The organism is Mariniflexile soesokkakense (assembly GCF_039650365.1).
GTDB lineage: Bacteria > Bacteroidota > Bacteroidia > Flavobacteriales > Flavobacteriaceae > Mariniflexile > Mariniflexile soesokkakense.
Genome location: NZ_JAZHYP010000001.1, coordinates 511,812 through 528,075, shown reverse-complemented (window position 1 = coordinate 528,075; position 16,264 = coordinate 511,812). Strand labels below are relative to the sequence as shown.

General features: G+C 33.1%; 18 protein-coding genes. 14 read left to right on the top strand and 4 right to left on the bottom strand.

What is annotated here, in order from left to right:
* Positions 1-152 precede the first annotated feature (152 nt).
* On the top strand, positions 153-1,160 hold the full coding sequence (locus VP395_RS02385; protein WP_346240111.1) for a 3-oxoacyl-ACP synthase III family protein: 1,008 nt from the start codon (positions 153-155) through the stop codon (positions 1,158-1,160).
* A gap of 474 nt (positions 1,161-1,634) precedes the next feature.
* Here the strand turns inward: VP395_RS02385 and VP395_RS02380 are convergent, their stop codons facing one another.
* Complete coding sequence (locus VP395_RS02380; RefSeq protein ID WP_346240110.1) at positions 1,635-4,103, bottom strand: TonB-dependent receptor; 2,469 nt, start codon at positions 4,101-4,103, stop codon at positions 1,635-1,637.
* Positions 4,104-4,195: 92 nt separating this feature from the next.
* On the opposite strand from VP395_RS02380, the gene VP395_RS02375 reads away from it, so the two are divergent.
* A complete protein-coding gene (locus VP395_RS02375; RefSeq protein WP_346240109.1) occupies positions 4,196-4,558 on the top strand; it encodes a CoA-binding protein in 363 nt (120 codons plus the stop codon).
* On the opposite strand, the gene VP395_RS02370 is transcribed toward VP395_RS02375, so the two are convergent.
* Positions 4,535-5,992 (bottom strand): sodium:solute symporter, encoded by a 1,458-nt coding sequence (locus VP395_RS02370; RefSeq protein ID WP_346240108.1) that lies wholly within the window; start codon positions 5,990-5,992, stop codon positions 4,535-4,537. The genes VP395_RS02375 and VP395_RS02370 overlap by 24 nt on opposite strands.
* A 90-nt stretch (positions 5,993-6,082) precedes the next feature.
* On the opposite strand from VP395_RS02370, the gene recR reads away from it, so the two are divergent.
* The 3 genes from recR to VP395_RS02355 all read left to right on the top strand — a co-directional run bounded on the left by recR (position 6,083) and on the right by VP395_RS02355 (position 9,231).
* The gene (gene recR / locus VP395_RS02365; RefSeq protein WP_346240107.1) at positions 6,083-6,700 is read left to right on the top strand and encodes a recombination mediator RecR; all 618 of its coding nucleotides are present in this window, start codon (positions 6,083-6,085) and stop codon (positions 6,698-6,700) included.
* 7 nt (positions 6,701-6,707) lie between these two features.
* Positions 6,708-7,808 (top strand): glycosyltransferase family 2 protein, encoded by a 1,101-nt coding sequence (locus VP395_RS02360; protein ID WP_346240106.1) that lies wholly within the window; start codon positions 6,708-6,710, stop codon positions 7,806-7,808.
* Positions 7,809-7,893: 85 nt separating this feature from the next.
* Positions 7,894-9,231: a dihydrolipoamide acetyltransferase family protein gene (locus VP395_RS02355; protein WP_346240105.1), complete on the top strand. Its 1,338-nt coding sequence runs from the start codon at positions 7,894-7,896 to the stop codon at positions 9,229-9,231.
* Between the two features lie 249 nt (positions 9,232-9,480).
* Here the strand turns inward: VP395_RS02355 and VP395_RS02350 are convergent, their stop codons facing one another.
* Positions 9,481-9,792 carry a hypothetical protein gene (locus VP395_RS02350; RefSeq protein WP_346240104.1) on the bottom strand — a complete coding sequence of 104 codons (312 nt, stop codon included), beginning with the start codon at positions 9,790-9,792 and terminating at the stop codon, positions 9,481-9,483.
* 102 nt (positions 9,793-9,894) lie between these two features.
* Here VP395_RS02350 and VP395_RS02345 point away from each other — a divergent pair, with 102 nt between their 5' ends.
* The 9 genes from VP395_RS02345 (at position 9,895) to VP395_RS02305 (ending at position 15,199) form a co-directional block, all read left to right on the top strand.
* The gene (locus tag VP395_RS02345) at positions 9,895-10,671 is read left to right on the top strand and encodes an exonuclease domain-containing protein (protein ID WP_346240103.1); all 777 of its coding nucleotides are present in this window, start codon (positions 9,895-9,897) and stop codon (positions 10,669-10,671) included.
* Positions 10,672-10,713: 42 nt separating this feature from the next.
* Entirely contained in the window at positions 10,714-11,325 is a 612-nt protein-coding gene (locus VP395_RS02340; RefSeq protein WP_346240102.1) for a fumarylacetoacetate hydrolase family protein, read from the top strand.
* Position 11,326: 1 nt separating this feature from the next.
* Complete coding sequence (locus tag VP395_RS02335; protein ID WP_346240101.1) at positions 11,327-11,668, top strand: Hpt domain-containing protein; 342 nt, start codon at positions 11,327-11,329, stop codon at positions 11,666-11,668.
* On the top strand, positions 11,669-12,919 hold the full coding sequence (locus VP395_RS02330) for a competence/damage-inducible protein A (RefSeq protein WP_346240100.1): 1,251 nt from the start codon (positions 11,669-11,671) through the stop codon (positions 12,917-12,919).
* An 84-nt stretch (positions 12,920-13,003) separates the two neighbouring features.
* Positions 13,004-13,240: a 50S ribosomal protein L28 gene (rpmB, locus tag VP395_RS02325; RefSeq protein WP_111309066.1), complete on the top strand. Its 237-nt coding sequence runs from the start codon at positions 13,004-13,006 to the stop codon at positions 13,238-13,240.
* A 25-nt stretch (positions 13,241-13,265) separates the two neighbouring features.
* Positions 13,266-13,448: a 50S ribosomal protein L33 gene (gene rpmG / locus VP395_RS02320; RefSeq protein ID WP_132218687.1), complete on the top strand. Its 183-nt coding sequence runs from the start codon at positions 13,266-13,268 to the stop codon at positions 13,446-13,448.
* Positions 13,449-13,454: 6 nt separating this feature from the next.
* Complete coding sequence (locus VP395_RS02315) at positions 13,455-13,607, top strand: DUF4295 domain-containing protein (protein ID WP_346240099.1); 153 nt, start codon at positions 13,455-13,457, stop codon at positions 13,605-13,607.
* Positions 13,608-13,761: 154 nt separating this feature from the next.
* Positions 13,762-14,715 (top strand): signal recognition particle-docking protein FtsY, encoded by a 954-nt coding sequence (gene ftsY, locus VP395_RS02310; RefSeq protein WP_346240098.1) that lies wholly within the window; start codon positions 13,762-13,764, stop codon positions 14,713-14,715.
* Positions 14,716-14,770: 55 nt separating this feature from the next.
* The gene (locus VP395_RS02305) at positions 14,771-15,199 is read left to right on the top strand and encodes an SRPBCC family protein (protein WP_346240097.1); all 429 of its coding nucleotides are present in this window, start codon (positions 14,771-14,773) and stop codon (positions 15,197-15,199) included.
* Here VP395_RS02305 and VP395_RS02300 read toward each other — a convergent pair.
* Positions 15,196-16,254, bottom strand: coding sequence for a serine hydrolase domain-containing protein (locus VP395_RS02300; protein WP_346240096.1), 1,059 nt, complete (start codon positions 16,252-16,254; stop codon positions 15,196-15,198). The genes VP395_RS02305 and VP395_RS02300 overlap by 4 nt on opposite strands.
* Between the last annotated feature and the right edge of the window lie 10 nt (positions 16,255-16,264).

Here is a 16,264-nt window from a genome sequence, read left to right as displayed (position 1 = left end):
CAAGAGTGAAAGTGTGACAAACTGACATTAATTATATATGAATTACGAGATACGATTTACAATTTTGGATTTATTAATTAGAATTTGGAATTTAAAAGATTGGAATTTCAGTATTTAATTTTGTACTTTGTGATAATAAAATTAGGAGGGATATGTACAATTCAAAGATAATAGGATTAGGTAAATATGTGCCAGATAATGTGGTTACAAATGATGATTTGTCTAAAATGATGGCTACTGACGATGCATGGATACAGGAGCGTACCGGTATTAAAGAGCGCCGTTGGATAAAAGAGGGAACGGACGATACCTCTGCAATTATGGGGGCGAAAGCTGCTAAAATAGCCATAGAGCGTTCTGGTTTAACGAAAGATGATATAGACTTTATTGTCTTTGCTACTTTGAGCCCCGATTTTTATTTCCCAGGGTGTGGTGTACAAATTCAAGATTTGCTGGATATGCGAACCGTTGGTGCCTTAGATGTAAGAAATCAATGCTCTGGTTTTGTGTATGCCATTTCGGTAGCCGACCAGTTTATTAAAACGGGCATGTATAAAAATATTTTGGTTATAGGGTCAGAGTACCACAGTAACGGATTGGATAAAACTACACGTGGACGTGGTGTAACCGTTATTTTTGGCGATGGTGCAGGTGCTTGTGTATTAACTAGAGAAGAAGATAATACTAAAGGTATTTTATCTACGCACTTACATAGCGAAGGTAAATACGCCGATAAGTTAATTGTGGCTTCGCCAAGTATTGCCCATTGGGTGCCAGAAATTTTAGAAGCAGGAGAAGAAGATGTATCGTATTTTCCATACATGGATGGTACGTTTGTATTTAAACATGCGGTAGTTCGTTTTAGTGAAGTTATTGTAGAAGGTTTGCAAAAAAATGGGTTACAGAAAGAAGATATTGATATGCTAATTCCGCACCAAGCGAATTTGCGTATTGCGCAATTTATTCAAAAGAAGTTTGGTTTAAACGATGATCAGGTTTTCAATAACATTATGAAATACGGAAATACAACTGCTGCTTCTGTTATTATAGCACTTACCGAAGCTTGGGAAGAAGGTAAAATAAAACCAGGAGACCATGTGGTGCTTGCTGCCTTTGGAAGTGGTTTTACCTGGGGAAGTGCTATTATTAAATGGGCATAAATATTAGTATATAAAAAAAACGAAAAGCCCGAAATTCTACATTTCGGGCTTTTCTAGCTATTAATCAACTTCAACTAACACTTAACTATTGTGAAGAATCTTTATATTAGACGTATTAAATTAAAAAATATTGCATAAATATTGCTATTTAACTCATATTTAACATAATACAAAAACTCGAAAACAAATTTTCGAGTTTTTGTGTTATGTATACAAATCTTTATTACGAAATTTTTTATGTGAAGGTGACTAACTCTTATAATAATTATTCTTCCGTTCAGTTAGATTGTATGCTTCTATAACGTTTTGGTTTTGTGTTTATTGTGTAGAAAAATATTTTTTTAAATTTAAAATTTTCAATAAAATAGATGCTATAAAGCAAAAACCCAAAGTTGATAAACTTTGGGTTTTCTTATTCAACGGTCTAATAATAATACCAACCATCAATTATTAAGCAGACTGTTAAATTATGTTTTATAAGAATCCACCTCCAGATTCTTCATTATTGTCTCGGTTTTTTCTAGTTTTAGCCTGGTATTTTCTGCCACCAAATCTATACGATAGTCCAACATTCCAGGTATTGCTTTCCCAATTAAAAGCACCGTTTTGTACAAATGGTTTTTTTCCATTAAAAGCAAATTCCATAGTATCAAAAACATCATTTAAATTAAAGCTGAACGTCCCTTTTCCTTGTGCAAAACCAACTCGAGCGCCAAGATTTACAAAATACATAGGTTTCATATCAAATTGTAACGATTTGTTTTTTCCTCTGTAAAAACCAAATGCAGTAAACGATACTGTTTTGCTTACACTAAAATTGTTAAACATTCTAAAATTCCATGCCACATTGTCAATTTCAACTACGTTAGTTTCAATATCATCAACAGTTGCAGTTTCTATAGGAGCAGTTAAATTTTCAGCAATACCTTTTTGGGTTTGTGAATACAAATCAAAACTAGAATTGATATTCCACCATTTTGTTGGTTTGTAATTTGAGGATAATTCTACACCATAAGCAGAGGTGTCATCAAAATTATCATGGGTTAGTATTACTCGACCAGAATTAATATCGGTTCTGTCTATAAATAAGGCTCGATTAATATCATTAGTAATGATGCGGTAAAACATACCACCTGTTATTGTGCCTTTTTTATCTTTTAATGTTCTGGTATAATTCGCTTCAATAGAATTGGTAAACTGTGGTTTTAAGTTAATGTTTCCATACGATGAAATTAGAGGCGAACTCCATTCTTTAATAGGGTTCACTTGGTCTATACCTGGTCTGTCCACACGACGGCTATAACTAAATTGGTATGAGTTTTTTTCTGAAGGTGAATAGGTTATAAAAGCTGAAGGATATAATTCGAAATAATCATTTTTAAATGACTGGGTGCTTTCTGCTTCGGTTGATAAAGCCAAGGCATCTTCTTGTACATTTTCGGTACGTAGCCCTAATTGATAGCTCCATTTTTCAAATTGCTTGTTGAAATTAGCATATGCTGAGTAAATATCTCTTGAATAATCAAACGCAGTACTTGGGGTTGGTCTTAATACGCCAGAATTATTATACGAATCGCCAGTTGATGCATAAGCTATATCAGAATTAAATAGACGTGCCTCTAAGCCTAACTCTAATTTTGATTTTTCTGTCAAAGGGTTTGCATAGTCTAAGTTTATGGTTGTGCTTTTTCTGTCGGTATTATTAAAATCTGTATAATTGGTGTTAGAACCTAATATGAAAAGAAAATCTACGGGTCTATTATCTTCAAAAATATTGTAATCGACCTCAAGTTCTATATTGTGACCTTCTTTTGAAAAGTCGTGTTTATAATCAAAATTATATTGTGACGATAGGTTATCACTAATAGAATTTACTACTTGACTTTGGTTGAATGATGAATTGTTGTAGAAAAAAGCTTCTGTTAAACCATAATTACTGCTTTCTGAAGTGTTTTGAGTTGTAAAAACAGACACCGTATTTTTATCATTTAAATAAAAATCGACACCCACTTTGTATAAATGCGATTGTCTTTTATCTAAAAATTCAAAGAATTGTTCCGAGTTGTTTTCTGGTCTAGATATGAAACCTTCATTCCTGTTTTTAGAGATGTTATTACTGTAACTGCCGTATAAATTGAATTTACCGTTGCGGTAATTCACATCTAACGAGCTATTAAATTTAGCTTCTGTTTCATGGGTTAAACCGATGCTTATATTACCATTAAAACCTATCATGGTATTTTTGTGCAGTATGATGTTTATTATACCACTCATCCCTTCAGGATTGTATTTAGCTGATGGATTAGTAATTAATTCGATAGATTTTATAGCTGTTGAAGGAATTTGTTTTAATAGCTGTGCAGTAGGTATGTTAGATAATTTACCATCGACCATAACACGTACATTCTGGTTTCCACGTAAGCTAATATCCCCAGTTTGGGCATCAACACCAACCGATGGAATACCAACCATTAATTCGGAGGCGCTTCCTGTGGCGGCTAAATCTTTTCCTATGGTTATAACTTTTCTATCTATTTTTTGTTGAATGGTTGAGGTTTCGGCTACTACAGTAACTTCGTCCAAACCTTCGGCAGCTTCTTCTAAAAATATGTTCCCTAGGTTTATGTCGTAATTGCCTTTTTTAATGGAGACTTCTTTTCTAATAGTTTTGTAACCTATATATTGGATGCTTACTATTATTTTCCCTTCTTCAACTTTTTCAATTTTAAAGCTACCATCTTCAGAAGTAATGCTACCTGTTAAAACTTCTTCTTTAACATTTTTTATTATGATATTTACATAAGGTAAGGGCTGGTTTAAAGTAGCGTCTAATACTTTTCCGGATATAGTGCCGGTTTTATCATCGGGTGACATTGGATTGGAGGCATATGTTTTGTTCATTAAAGACATTATTAAAGCACATGCTAAAAATAATTTTTTCATTTGATTGATTGTTTTTTGATTGATTATAAAGTAGACGACGAGGATTATGTTCTGTTACTTTTTTTGGCGTATATTAACATCTTTTTAACATTATGAGCAAAAAAACATTGGTGCTTGGGGCATCTTTAAACCCAAGTAGATATTCAAATTTTGTAATTCAAAAGTTAGTGAATAACCATATTGAAACGGTGGCTTTTGGGAGGAGGGCCGGAGTGGTTGCAGGCGTAACCATTAATACAGAATTATGGCCTTTTGAAAATATACATACCGTTACATTGTATCTTAATGCTAAAAACCAAAAGGGTTATTATGATTATATAATTTCGTTAAAACCAAAGCGCATAATTTTCAATCCCGGAACCGAAAATCCTGAGTTTTATAACATTTTAAGGCAAAACAACATTCCTTTTGAAAAGGCGTGTACTTTGGTGTTACTTTCTACGAATCAATATTAAACCTAAAAAGGTAATAAGACCATTAACAACTAATAACTCATAACCAAATTTATAGCCTCCAAGGTATTCTGATGGAATGTTGGCAATTAAGTAACTTATGGCAACAGAAGCCAAAGCAATATACGGCACTAGCTTATCGTATATTTTAAATTTAGTTAGTATACCAAAGGCAAACAAGCCTAACAGAGGGCCGTACGTATAACCTGCAACTGTTAAGATGCCACTTATTACACTTTGGTTTAATATATAATAAAAGCAGATGATTACTAAAATCATCAATATACTCATACCAACATGCACCTTTTTTCTTGTCCCTTTTTGAGTGCTTAATTCACGTTTTTCAATATTTAAAAAATCAATACAAAACGATGTTGTTAAGGCAGTTAAAGCACTGTCGGCACTACTATAAGCGGCAGCGATTAACCCAAGCATAAAAAATATGGCTACAGATAAACCTAAGTCAGATTTTAATGCAATTTCAGGATATAACAAATCTGTTTTTGCAACACCGTCAACCATTGGAACTTCAATTCCTTTTGACGCTGCATAAACAAATAATAAGGCTCCTAGAAGTAAAAATATGAAATTAACAAAAACCAATACAATACTAAAGGAAACCATGTTTTTTTGGGCGTCTTTTAATGATTTGCACGTTAGGTTTTTTTGCATCATATCTTGGTCTAGACCCGTCATACAAATGGCTATAAACATACCACCTAAAAACTGTTTTATGAAGTGGTTCTTTGCTAGGATATCTTCAAAAAAGAAAATTTTATCGTATTCCTTTATGGCTTCACTTCCAATAAAATCACCTAAACCCCATCCCATTTGTTGGTAAATAAGTACGATTGTTACAACTAGTGCAATTAACATAAGTAATGTTTGAATCGTATCAGTCCAAACTACTGTTTTTATTCCACCCTTAAAGGTATATGCTAAAATGAGTGCTACCGAAATTATAACGGTAACAGGAAATGGAAATTCCCAATGTTTAAAAACAAATTCATGTAGAACACTTGCTACTAAAAAAAGCCTGAAAGCTGAACCTAAAACTCTAGAAATAAAAAAGAAAGCAGCACCAGTTTTATGACTTGCTACTCCAAAACGGTCTCCTAAGTATTCGTAAATTGATGTAACATTTAACCGGTAGTAAACAGGCATAAGTACAAAAGCTATTACCATATAACCAAGTAGGTAGCCAAAAACAACTTGCATATATCCAAACATATTACTGCCAACGTCTCCAGGAACTGAAATAAAAGTAACGCCACTAAGTGAAGCGCCTATCATACCAAAAGCCACCAAAAACCATGGAGACGACTTGTTTGCTTTAAAAAAGGATTCGTTACTGTCATCCTTTCCGGTTAAATATGAAACGAATATTAAAACTCCAAAATAAATTACAATTAGTAATAAAACGTGTATTGGTTGCATAGGTTTTTTTGAATGAAGCCGAAATATACAAATAAAGAATTCAAAATTTACATTGGCGGTAAAACAAACAATTATTGTAAATTCGCAGCTATGGAATTCTCATCAAAATTATTAGAACGAGCAGTTAACGAAATGTCGCAATTACCTGGAATTGGTAAACGTACTGCTTTGCGTTTGGTGCTCCATATGTTGAAGCAGCCTAAAGATCAAACAACGGCATTATCTGAAGCTTTGCTAACTATGCGAAACGATATCAAGTTTTGTAAATCGTGTCATAATATTAGTGATGTTAATTTGTGTGAAATTTGCTCAAACCCAAATAGAGACGAAACACTTGTTTGTGTTGTTGAAGACATTCGTGATGTCATGGCTATCGAAAATACTAGTTCCTTTAAAGGGTTGTACCATGTTTTAGGCGGAAAAATCTCACCTATGGATGGGGTTGGACCGCACGATTTGAATATTGTTTCCTTAGTTAATAAAGTGAAAGAAGGTAAAATAAAGGAACTTATTTTTGCACTAAGTTCCACTATGGAAGGTGATACTACCAATTTTTATATTTTTAAACAAATTCAAGAATACCATGTTTTTACATCCACTATTGCTAGAGGTATTTCGGTTGGAGATGAATTGGAGTATGCCGATGAGATTACTCTTGGCAGAAGTATAGTGAACAGGGTGCCGTTTGAATCTTCTTTAAAACTATAATGATCTTTTGAAGTTATCTGTTGTCATATTAAATTATAATGTCCGTTACTTTTTAGAACTCTGTATAAAAAGTGTACAAGCAGCTATTACTAATATTGATGCTGAAATTATTGTAGTAGATAATAATTCTGAAGATGATAGTTGCCAAATGGTGAAGGAACTTTTTCCAGAAGTCATTCTCATTGAGAATAAAGAAAATTTTGGTTTTTCCAAAGGAAATAATATAGGTGTAAATCAAGCAAGCGGAGAATATTTGTGCATTTTGAATCCTGATACGGTTGTTGCTGAAGATACGTTTGCATTGCTTTTAATATTTGCAGAAACTAAAGAAAAACTAGGTGTTGTAGGTTGTAAACTCATCAATGGCGCTGGTGTTTTTCTGCCAGAAAGTAAGCGCAACATACCTTATGTAAGTGCTGCATTTAAAAAAATATATGGAAACTCAAAAGCCTATTATGCTATTCATTTAACTGAAAACGAAATAGGTAAAGTAGATATACTGGTGGGGGCTTTTATGTTGATGAAACGAGATTTGTATCATGAAGTAAAAGGGTTTGATGAAGATTACTTTATGTATGGTGAAGACATCGATTTGTCATATAAAGTATTAAAGTCTGGTTATGAAAACTATTATTGTGGCGAAACTTCTGTGATTCATTTCAAAGGAGAAAGTACATTAAAAGATAAACATTATGCACGCCGTTTTTATGGTGCTATGCAAATATTCTATAAAAAGCATTTTAAGAAAAACATATTGTTCGATATGGTTGTTTGGCTTGGTATAAGGGTCGTTTTCCTGTTTAGAAAACCATCTGTAAATCAAATAAAACGTGTTAGTGGTTATGTTTTTGTTTCTGATAAAATGAATAATGCTTTACAAGTAGCTTTACAAAAAAAAGTGAGTTTACAATCTAATTTAAATAACCTTGAAAAGAACACGGAAGTTATTTTTGATGCCAATAAATTAAGTTATAAAGAAATTATCGCAATGATGGAGGAGACGGATATAAATAAATCCATTACTTACAAGATATTGGCGAAAAACACTAAGTTTATACTTGGAAGTGATAAGGCTATAAGTAGGGGTGAAGTTATTGTTTTAAATTAGTTTTATTGTAAATAATTTAAAAAAATCAATGTTTTTTAAGTAATTTTGCAAGCAGAAATTAGAAAAGAAGTATTACGTTATTGATATGGCAAAGTTTGAGCTAAAATTACCCAAAATGGGAGAAAGTGTTGCTGAGGCAACTATAACATCTTGGTTAAAAGAAGTAGGAGATACTATAGAATTGGATGAAGCGGTATTGGAAATAGCAACCGATAAGGTTGATAGCGAAGTACCAAGTGAAGTGGATGGTATTTTAGTTGAGAAATTTTTTAATGTAGATGATATTGTTCAAGTAGGACAAACTATAGCCATTATCCAAACAGATGAAGATGGCGATGTAGATGAAAATGTTGAAGAAGTTGCTGAAATGTCATCTAATGAATCTCCTATAGAAGAAGAAAAAGCTGCAGAGCTTGTAAGTCAATCTATGGCTGTTGCCAAAGAAACGGTTATGCCAGTAGTTTCAAGTGAAGACCGTTTTTATTCACCTTTGGTTAAAAATATAGCCAAAGAAGAAGGTGTTTCACAACAAGAACTCGATAGTATTATTGGAACTGGTATCGAAAATCGTGTTACTAAAAATGATATTCTAAATTATATTCAAAACAAAGGTGCTAATGAGGCTACAGCTACTTCTAAAATAGAAACTCCAGTTGTTAAACCCATTCAACCTGAAAAGGCAAAACCAGCCCCTGCCCCAGTTGTAGTAAGTGGTGAAGATGAAATTATTGAAATGACCAGAATGGGCAAACTTATTGCGCATCATATGGTAGAATCTGTTCAAACAGCGGCGCACGTTCAAAGTTTTATTGAAGCCGATGTTACTAAAATATGGAACTGGAGAAATAAAGTTAAAGATGCATTTCAAAAGCGTGAAGGTGAAAATTTAACGTTTACGCCTATATTTATGGAAGCGGTTGCCAAAGCACTTCGGGATTACCCAATGATGAACATTTCTTTGCAAGGCGATACCATTGTTAAAAAGAAAAACATCAATTTAGGTATGGCAGCATCGTTGGCAGATGGTAATTTAATTGTCCCTGTTATTAAAAATGCAGATCAGCTTAATTTGGTGGGTATGACAAAACAAGTTAACGATTTAGCAAATAGGGCCAGAGCAAACCAACTTAAACCAGACGATGTGCAAGGCGGAACTTACACAGTCACCAATGTGGGAACTTTTGGTAGCATTATGGGAACGCCTATTATCAACCAACCACAAGTAGGGATATTGGCATTGGGTGCTATTCGAAAAGTGCCAGCAGTAATAGAAACGAGTGAAGGCGATTTTATCGGCATCCGTTACCGCATGTTTTTATCGCATTCTTACGACCATCGTGTTGTAAACGGCGCTTTAGGTGGGCAATTTGTAAAAGCGGTTAAAGATTATTTAGAAGCTTGGGATAGTAATAGGGAAATATAATATTTTCACAGTCTGAGAAATATTTTTTAGCAGCATAAATAAATGATTTTGACAGTGCGTTACTTTTAATTAAGCCAGTTGCATAGTCTTCATTATCTCTAATTACAAAAAACTCACTTTCAGTATCTGTTGTAACCACGCGATTGGGCATGTTAGGCATGTTTGGATTATTAGAAAGACCATTATATGTACTTGAAAATATTTTTTTCGTTCTGGTATATAATTTTACTTTTCCAACAACAATCAATTTCATGATGGTTTTCTTGTTTTTCTTAATGGAAACATATTCATAATAGCCAGTTTTCTCATCTGATAAACCATCAAAGTAGATTTTTGTATTAAATCTTCGTTAAATTTTTCTGTTTTGGAATTGTGATTTTTTTTATAAAACACCTTTTGTTTCCCTAAATCAAGAGGATGATTAGATTCCATTTGTATTTCAATTAATCCTTTTAATCGAATATTATTGTTTAAGAGAATTTCACCATAACTCCAATCATATTGTCCATAGCAAAATGAAAAGGAAAGAAATGTGAATAAGAAAATAAATTTGTTGAGCATTATAAATCTTTGAAGTCAGTCATTTTAATTCTTATTCTAAAATCATCATAAGAAGCAAATTTAAATAAATATATAAAAAGTATATTTGCAAAAATCACTTTTATGAATTTAAATCTCACAAAACCCATTTGTTTTTTCGACCTAGAAACAACAGGTGTCAATATAACAACCGATAGAATAGTTGAAATAGCTATTTTAAAAGTACATCCTAACGGAAAGGAAGAAAGTAAAACATGGTTGGTAAACCCTGAAATGACTATTCCAAAGGAAGTCATCGCTATTCATGGTATAACAAATGAAGATGTTGCCGATAAGCCAACGTTTAAGGAAGTCGCAAAAGAGGTTTATAATATGATTAAAGATTCCGATTTAGGAGGGTTTAATTCTAATAGATTTGACATTCCATTATTGGCAGAAGAGCTGTTGCGTGCGGAGGTAGACTTTGATATGAAAAATAGAGTAGCTGTAGATGTGCAAACTATTTTCCATAAAATGGAACAACGTACCTTAAGTGCTGCCTATAAGTTTTATTGTAATGAAGAATTAGAAGGTGCACATGGAGCCGAAGCTGATACCAGAGCGACTTTTGAAGTATTGAAAGCCCAAATAGCTAAGTATGATGAAATAGAAAACGACACGAAGTTTTTAGCTGAGTTTAGCTCCAGAAAACAATTTGCAGATTTTGCGGGCTTCATTGTTTACAATAAAAAGGGTGAAGAATGTTTTTCTTTCGGAAAGCATAAAGGAAAATTAGTAACCGAGGTTTTAGAAACCGAACCTGGTTATTTCGGATGGTTATTAAATGCCGATTTCCCGTTGTACACAAAGAAAGTATTAACGGCTATTAAACTAAGAAGTTTCAATAATAAATTAGGTTAGTCTAATGTTATCTAATAAGTCTAAAATCTAATTAAGCCTAGAATGAAAATAATTTGCATCGGTAGAAATTACACTGAACACATAAAAGAACTCGAAAACGAAAAACCCACAGATCCTGTAGTATTTTTAAAGCCAGACACGTCTATTCTGCTTAAAAAACAACCATTTTTCATTCCGGATTTTTCAAACGATGTACATTATGAAGTTGAGATTTTGGTAAAAATTAATAAAATTGGAAAGTATATTGATAGAAAATTTGCTCATAAATATTATGATGAAATTGGCTTAGGAATAGATTTTACAGCAAGGGATTTGCAAAGCGAATTAAAAGCAAAAGGATTGCCTTGGGAAAAAGCAAAATCGTTTGATGGAGCAGCAGTGGTTGGAAAATGGCTACCAGTTTCTGACTTTAAAAATGTAAATGCGATTGAATTTTCCTTAAAAAAAAATGATAATATTGTGCAATTAGGAAATACAAGCCACATGCTTTGGAAAATTGATGAATTAATAGAATATGTGTCAAAATATTTCACATTAAAGATAGGAGATATTATATTTACAGGTACACCAGCAGGTGTTGGCAAAGTAGTTGCAAATGATAAACTTAAAGGATTTATAGAAGATAAAGAACTATTTTCAATAACAGTAAAATAAAATGGAACAACATTACAAATTATTTAGGGTTCGTGAGTTGGCAGACAACGACGAAGATTTTATCGCAACATTAGCCGAGGCATTTTTGGAAGAAGTACCTGAAGATGCCGAACGTTTAAAGAAAGCTGTAGCTGAAAAAAATTATCAGGAAGCTTACCAAGCGGCACATAAAATGAAACCAACAGTTGATTTATTTGAGCTAGGGGTGCTTGATATTTTAATAGAAGTACAAGATTGGGGCAAATTTGAAAAAAGAGATTTAGATATTTCTTCTCAATTGGCTATTGTTATTTCGGCTGTAGAAAATACGGTTGCTGAAATAAAATCAGATTTTAATTTATAAATGTTAGCAGAAATAATTACTATTGGAGATGAGCTTCTTATTGGTCAAGTTATTGACACCAATTCTGCATTTATAGCTAAACATCTTAATAAAATAGGCATATCGGTATATCAAATAACATCGGTTCAAGACGATAAAGAACATATACTTAAAGCTTTAAAAGATGCTGAAAACAATGTAGATATCGTTATTCTTACAGGTGGTTTAGGACCAACAAAAGACGATATTACAAAAAAAACCATAGCCGAATATTTTGATGACACTTTAGTAAAAGACGATTCGGTCATAGAAAATATTGAAGAACTCTGGAAACATTACACTGGTGGTTTACTACTTCAAGTAAATAGAGACCAGGCGTTAGTACCTTCAAAAGCCAAAGTGCTTATGAATAAATTGGGTACTGCTCCTGGTATGTGGATGGAAAAAGATGATAAAGTTTTTATTTCACTTCCCGGAGTGCCTTACGAAATGAATGCCTTAGTTGAAGAGTCGGTTATTCCAAAGCTAAAAGAAAAATACAATTGCCCGTATATTTTACACAAAACCTTATTGGTATACGGTATAGGTGAAAGTGCCTTAGCAGAACGCATTGAATCTTGGGAAGACGCTTTGCCAAAACATATTAAACTAGCTTATTTGCCAAGTTTAGGAAAAATGAGGTTGCGTTTATCTTCAAAAGGTTTTAATGTTCAAGAAGTTACAGACAGTGTTCAAACCGAAATAGATAAAGTAATTCCTTTAATAAAAACCGAGTTTGCAGGTTTTGAAGAAGAGGATGGCTCGGTAGAAGTTGTTATTGCAAAAAAATTAAATAAATTAGGAAAAACTCTGGCAATTGCCGAAAGTTGTACGGGAGGCATGATTGCCGAACAATTTACAACGCATCCAGGTGCGTCAGCCTATTTTAAAGGTGGTGTGGTAACTTATTCAACAGAATCTAAAATTAACGTTTTAGGTGTGCCAAAAGCAGATATTGATGCTTTTTCTGTTGTAAGTGCTCAAGTTGTTGAGTCTATGGCTAGTAATGCTTTGCGATTATTTCAGTCAGATTATGCGGTGGCTACTACAGGAAATGCAGGTCCAACAAAAGGCGATTCTGAAGCCGAAGTAGGAACCGTTTACATTGCAATTGCTACTAAAAATGACGTGTATTCAGAAAAATTCATGCTGGGAAATCACCGTATAAAAGTGATAAATAAAGCTGTGAATAAAGCTTTGGAAATGCTTCTAAAAGAAATTTTTAAAAATTGATAATATTTAAGTTGTCATAATATAAAGAATTTGTATATTTGCACCTCGATTTTAAGCAACAAAAGAAATTTAAAGTTATAAATAATGTCAAGAGTTTGTGAACTTACAGGTAAGAAGGCAATGGTTGGAAACAACGTGTCTCATGCAATGAATAAAACTAAACGCAAATTTAATGCGAATTTAGTAAAGAAACGTTTTTACATTCCAGAAGAAGACAGCTGGATAACTTTAAAAGTTTCTACATCTGCTTTAAAAACTATCAATAAAATAGGTATTACCGCAGCAATTAAGGATGCAAAATCTAAAGGATTTTTAAAATAATAGCTGTATTTAATAAGTAAAAGAAATGGCAAAGAAAGGCAATAGAATTCAGGTAATATTAGAATGTACAGAGCATAAAGAGTCTGGACAACCAGGAACTTCACGTTACGTTACTAAAAAAAATAAAAAGAATACGCCAGATAGAATGGAAATTAAAAAATTCAACCCTATCCTTAAGCGTATGACAGTTCATAAAGAGATAAAATAATAAGTCATGGCAAAGAAAACAGTAGCATCGTTACAAACATCTTCTAAAAGATTAACAAAAGCAATTAAAATGGTAAAATCACCTAAAACAGGTGCTTACATGTTTGTTGAATCAATCATGGCTCCAGAATTTGCTGACGACTTTTTCAACAAAAAGTAAGAACAAGCTTTTTAAAATATACCAAGCTGCTTTCTTTATTGATAGCAGCTTTTTTATGTTTATATTTGTTTTAATTAGTTAAGGTGTTTGTTGTATAGTTATTTGGCCCAAAGCTTAACAACATACAACTAAACAACAACCAACAACCAACAATATGAGTTTTTTTAAAAAAATATTTTCCTCAGAAAAAAAGGAAACCCTCGATAAAGGTTTAGAGCAAACTAAAACCAGTTTTTTTGGTAAATTAAGTAAAGCAGTTGCAGGAAAATCTAAGGTAGATGATGAGGTTTTAGATAACCTTGAAGAAGTTTTGGTATCAAGCGATGTTGGTGTAAATACTACTTTGAAAATTATCGAACGTATTGAAGCGCGCGTTTCAAAAGATAAATATTTGGGAACCGACGAATTAAATCTCATACTTCGTGAAGAAATAGCGAGTTTATTAAGTGAAACGAATTCTGGTAATGATTCCGAATTTACTGTTCCTCAAGATAAAAAACCATATGTCATCATGGTAGTTGGTGTTAATGGAGTTGGTAAAACGACTACTATTGGTAAAATGGCACATCAGTTTAAGAAGCAAGGATATAATGTGGTGTTAGGTGCTGCCGATACTTTTAGAGCCGCTGCAATTGATCAACTTCAAGTTTGGGCAGATAGAGTGGGAGTTCCTCTGGTAAAACAATCTATGGGTTCAGATCCTGCTTCGGTAGCGTTTGATACGTTAAAAAGTGCTGTTACTCAAAATGCCGATGTAGTTATTATAGATACCGCAGGTCGTTTACACAATAAGGTAAACTTAATGAATGAGTTGACTAAAGTAAAACGTGTGATGCAAAAAGTAGTGGATAACACACCTAACGAAGTGTTATTGGTTTTAGATGGCTCAACAGGTCAGAATGCATTTGAACAAGCAAAACAGTTTACAGCAGCAACCGAAGTAACTTCATTAGCCGTAACAAAATTGGATGGAACCGCAAAAGGTGGTGTTGTGATTGGAATTTCAGACCAGTTTAAAATTCCTGTAAAATATATTGGCGTAGGCGAAGGTATTGAAGATTTACAAGTATTTAATAAATTCGAGTTTGTTGATTCTTTTTTCAAGTAAAATTACTTAGAACGCAGAAATCTGTTTAATGGATATTTTTCATAATTTTACAATTATGAGTTATTCTATCTTTCATAACTTTGTTATTAAAGCTTCACTTAAAGAAATTTTTGATGCAGTGTCATTGCCAGAACATCTTAATAATTGGTGGACTTTAAAATCTTCAGGGAAACCAGAGCCAAATTCAGAATATAATTTAAACTTTACCGATACTTATAATTGGTATTGTCTGGTTTCCAAAGTCAAGCCAAACAAATCATTTCATTTAAAAATGACACAATCTGATGCCGATTGGAATCCAACCACTTTTGGTTTCGATTTTGAAAAAAATGAAAATGGAGCGCTTGTTAAATTCAGCCATGTCAATTGGCAAGAAGCCAATAATCATTTCAAGCATTGTTCATTTTGTTGGGCATTGCTATTAAATGGATTAAAAAACTATCTTGAAAAAGGAATTGTTGTTCCTTTTGAAAACCGAGCTTAGTTTATTAATGCATTAATCTTTCCCCATAACTCATTATCAAAAGTAGAAAGTGCAAAATTAGGACCATCACCTGCATCTCCCATTCTAATAATCACCAATTTTTCACTAGGAACAATATAGATTTTCTGGTCGTTTTTACCTAAAGCAGCATACATGTCCTCTGGTGCATTCGGTATTAATTCACCATTAAATTCAATTTGAGTTTGTGGTAAATGGTAAGTTGATTTTCCGTTTAGCCACCATAAATAGCCATAAGCTTTATTGATGTTTTGTGAAGTATTTGTGGCTTCATTTAAAAATGTTTCGGGCACAATCTGTGTGTTTTCCCATTTTCCTTTAGCAGATATCATCAAACCAAAACGTGCCATACTTCGGGTGTTGCTGTTATAAACACTTAAATCACCTAAATTTACCCAAAGTCCACTCATGCCAATTTTGTCTCTAAGTTTGGTGTTAAAATAACTGTTCCATGTTTGGTTGCTTGCTACTGAAACTACATCCTGCATTTTTACATATACATTATGGTATGCCCAACGTGTACCGGCGTCTGCCACATATTGAAGGTTGGCGGGTGATACATCGTCACCTAAACTATCATCTAAACCAGAATTCATCGATAGCAAATGTTTGCAAGTAATTAGATTTTCTTTGGTAATGGAGGCACTCGTCCAGCCCGTTCCTAAATAATCAGAAACTTTATTGTTTATATTTATCAACCTTTCTTGCTGTGCAATCCCAGAAACAGCAGTGGTTAATGTTTTTCCGGCACTTGCCCAATACCATAAAGCTGTTTTGCTGTGTCCGTTAAAATAATCTTCACGAACAATTCTGCCATTGTAAAGCATCATGAAACTTTTGGTGTTTTTCTCTTCTAAAAAATCCAATAAAGGCTGTAGTTCATTTTCGTTCCAGCCTAAATCGGTTATAGACTTTGTTTCCCAAGCATTGGAATTTATTGAAGGGAAGTAAAGTGTTTCAGTTTCAGCAGGCTCGTCTTTTGAACAATTAAAAAGCGTTACAATTACTATAAACAGTAAAAAGTACAATCGTTTCATAAAGTAGGTA

What these genes read in the sequence shown, in the direction of transcription:
- VP395_RS02385 (WP_346240111.1), top strand. Translation starts at nt 153, where the DNA reads ATGTACAATTCAAAGATAATAGGATTAGGTAAATATGTGCCAGATAAT.
- VP395_RS02380 (WP_346240110.1), bottom strand. Translation starts at nt 4,103, where the DNA reads ATGAAAAAATTATTTTTAGCATGTGCTTTAATAATGTCTTTAATGAAC.
- VP395_RS02375 (WP_346240109.1), top strand. Translation starts at nt 4,196, where the DNA reads ATGAGCAAAAAAACATTGGTGCTTGGGGCATCTTTAAACCCAAGTAGA.
- VP395_RS02370 (WP_346240108.1), bottom strand. Translation starts at nt 5,992, where the DNA reads ATGCAACCAATACACGTTTTATTACTAATTGTAATTTATTTTGGAGTT.
- recR (WP_346240107.1), top strand. Translation starts at nt 6,083, where the DNA reads ATGGAATTCTCATCAAAATTATTAGAACGAGCAGTTAACGAAATGTCG.
- VP395_RS02355 (WP_346240105.1), top strand. Translation starts at nt 7,894, where the DNA reads ATGGCAAAGTTTGAGCTAAAATTACCCAAAATGGGAGAAAGTGTTGCT.
- VP395_RS02350 (WP_346240104.1), bottom strand. Translation starts at nt 9,792, where the DNA reads ATGCTCAACAAATTTATTTTCTTATTCACATTTCTTTCCTTTTCATTT.
- VP395_RS02345 (WP_346240103.1), top strand. Translation starts at nt 9,895, where the DNA reads ATGAATTTAAATCTCACAAAACCCATTTGTTTTTTCGACCTAGAAACA.
- VP395_RS02340 (WP_346240102.1), top strand. Translation starts at nt 10,714, where the DNA reads ATGAAAATAATTTGCATCGGTAGAAATTACACTGAACACATAAAAGAA.
- VP395_RS02335 (WP_346240101.1), top strand. Translation starts at nt 11,327, where the DNA reads ATGGAACAACATTACAAATTATTTAGGGTTCGTGAGTTGGCAGACAAC.
- VP395_RS02330 (WP_346240100.1), top strand. Translation starts at nt 11,669, where the DNA reads ATGTTAGCAGAAATAATTACTATTGGAGATGAGCTTCTTATTGGTCAA.
- rpmB (WP_111309066.1), top strand. Translation starts at nt 13,004, where the DNA reads ATGTCAAGAGTTTGTGAACTTACAGGTAAGAAGGCAATGGTTGGAAAC.
- rpmG (WP_132218687.1), top strand. Translation starts at nt 13,266, where the DNA reads ATGGCAAAGAAAGGCAATAGAATTCAGGTAATATTAGAATGTACAGAG.
- VP395_RS02315 (WP_346240099.1), top strand. Translation starts at nt 13,455, where the DNA reads ATGGCAAAGAAAACAGTAGCATCGTTACAAACATCTTCTAAAAGATTA.
- ftsY (WP_346240098.1), top strand. Translation starts at nt 13,762, where the DNA reads ATGAGTTTTTTTAAAAAAATATTTTCCTCAGAAAAAAAGGAAACCCTC.
- VP395_RS02305 (WP_346240097.1), top strand. Translation starts at nt 14,771, where the DNA reads ATGAGTTATTCTATCTTTCATAACTTTGTTATTAAAGCTTCACTTAAA.
- VP395_RS02300 (WP_346240096.1), bottom strand. Translation starts at nt 16,254, where the DNA reads ATGAAACGATTGTACTTTTTACTGTTTATAGTAATTGTAACGCTTTTT.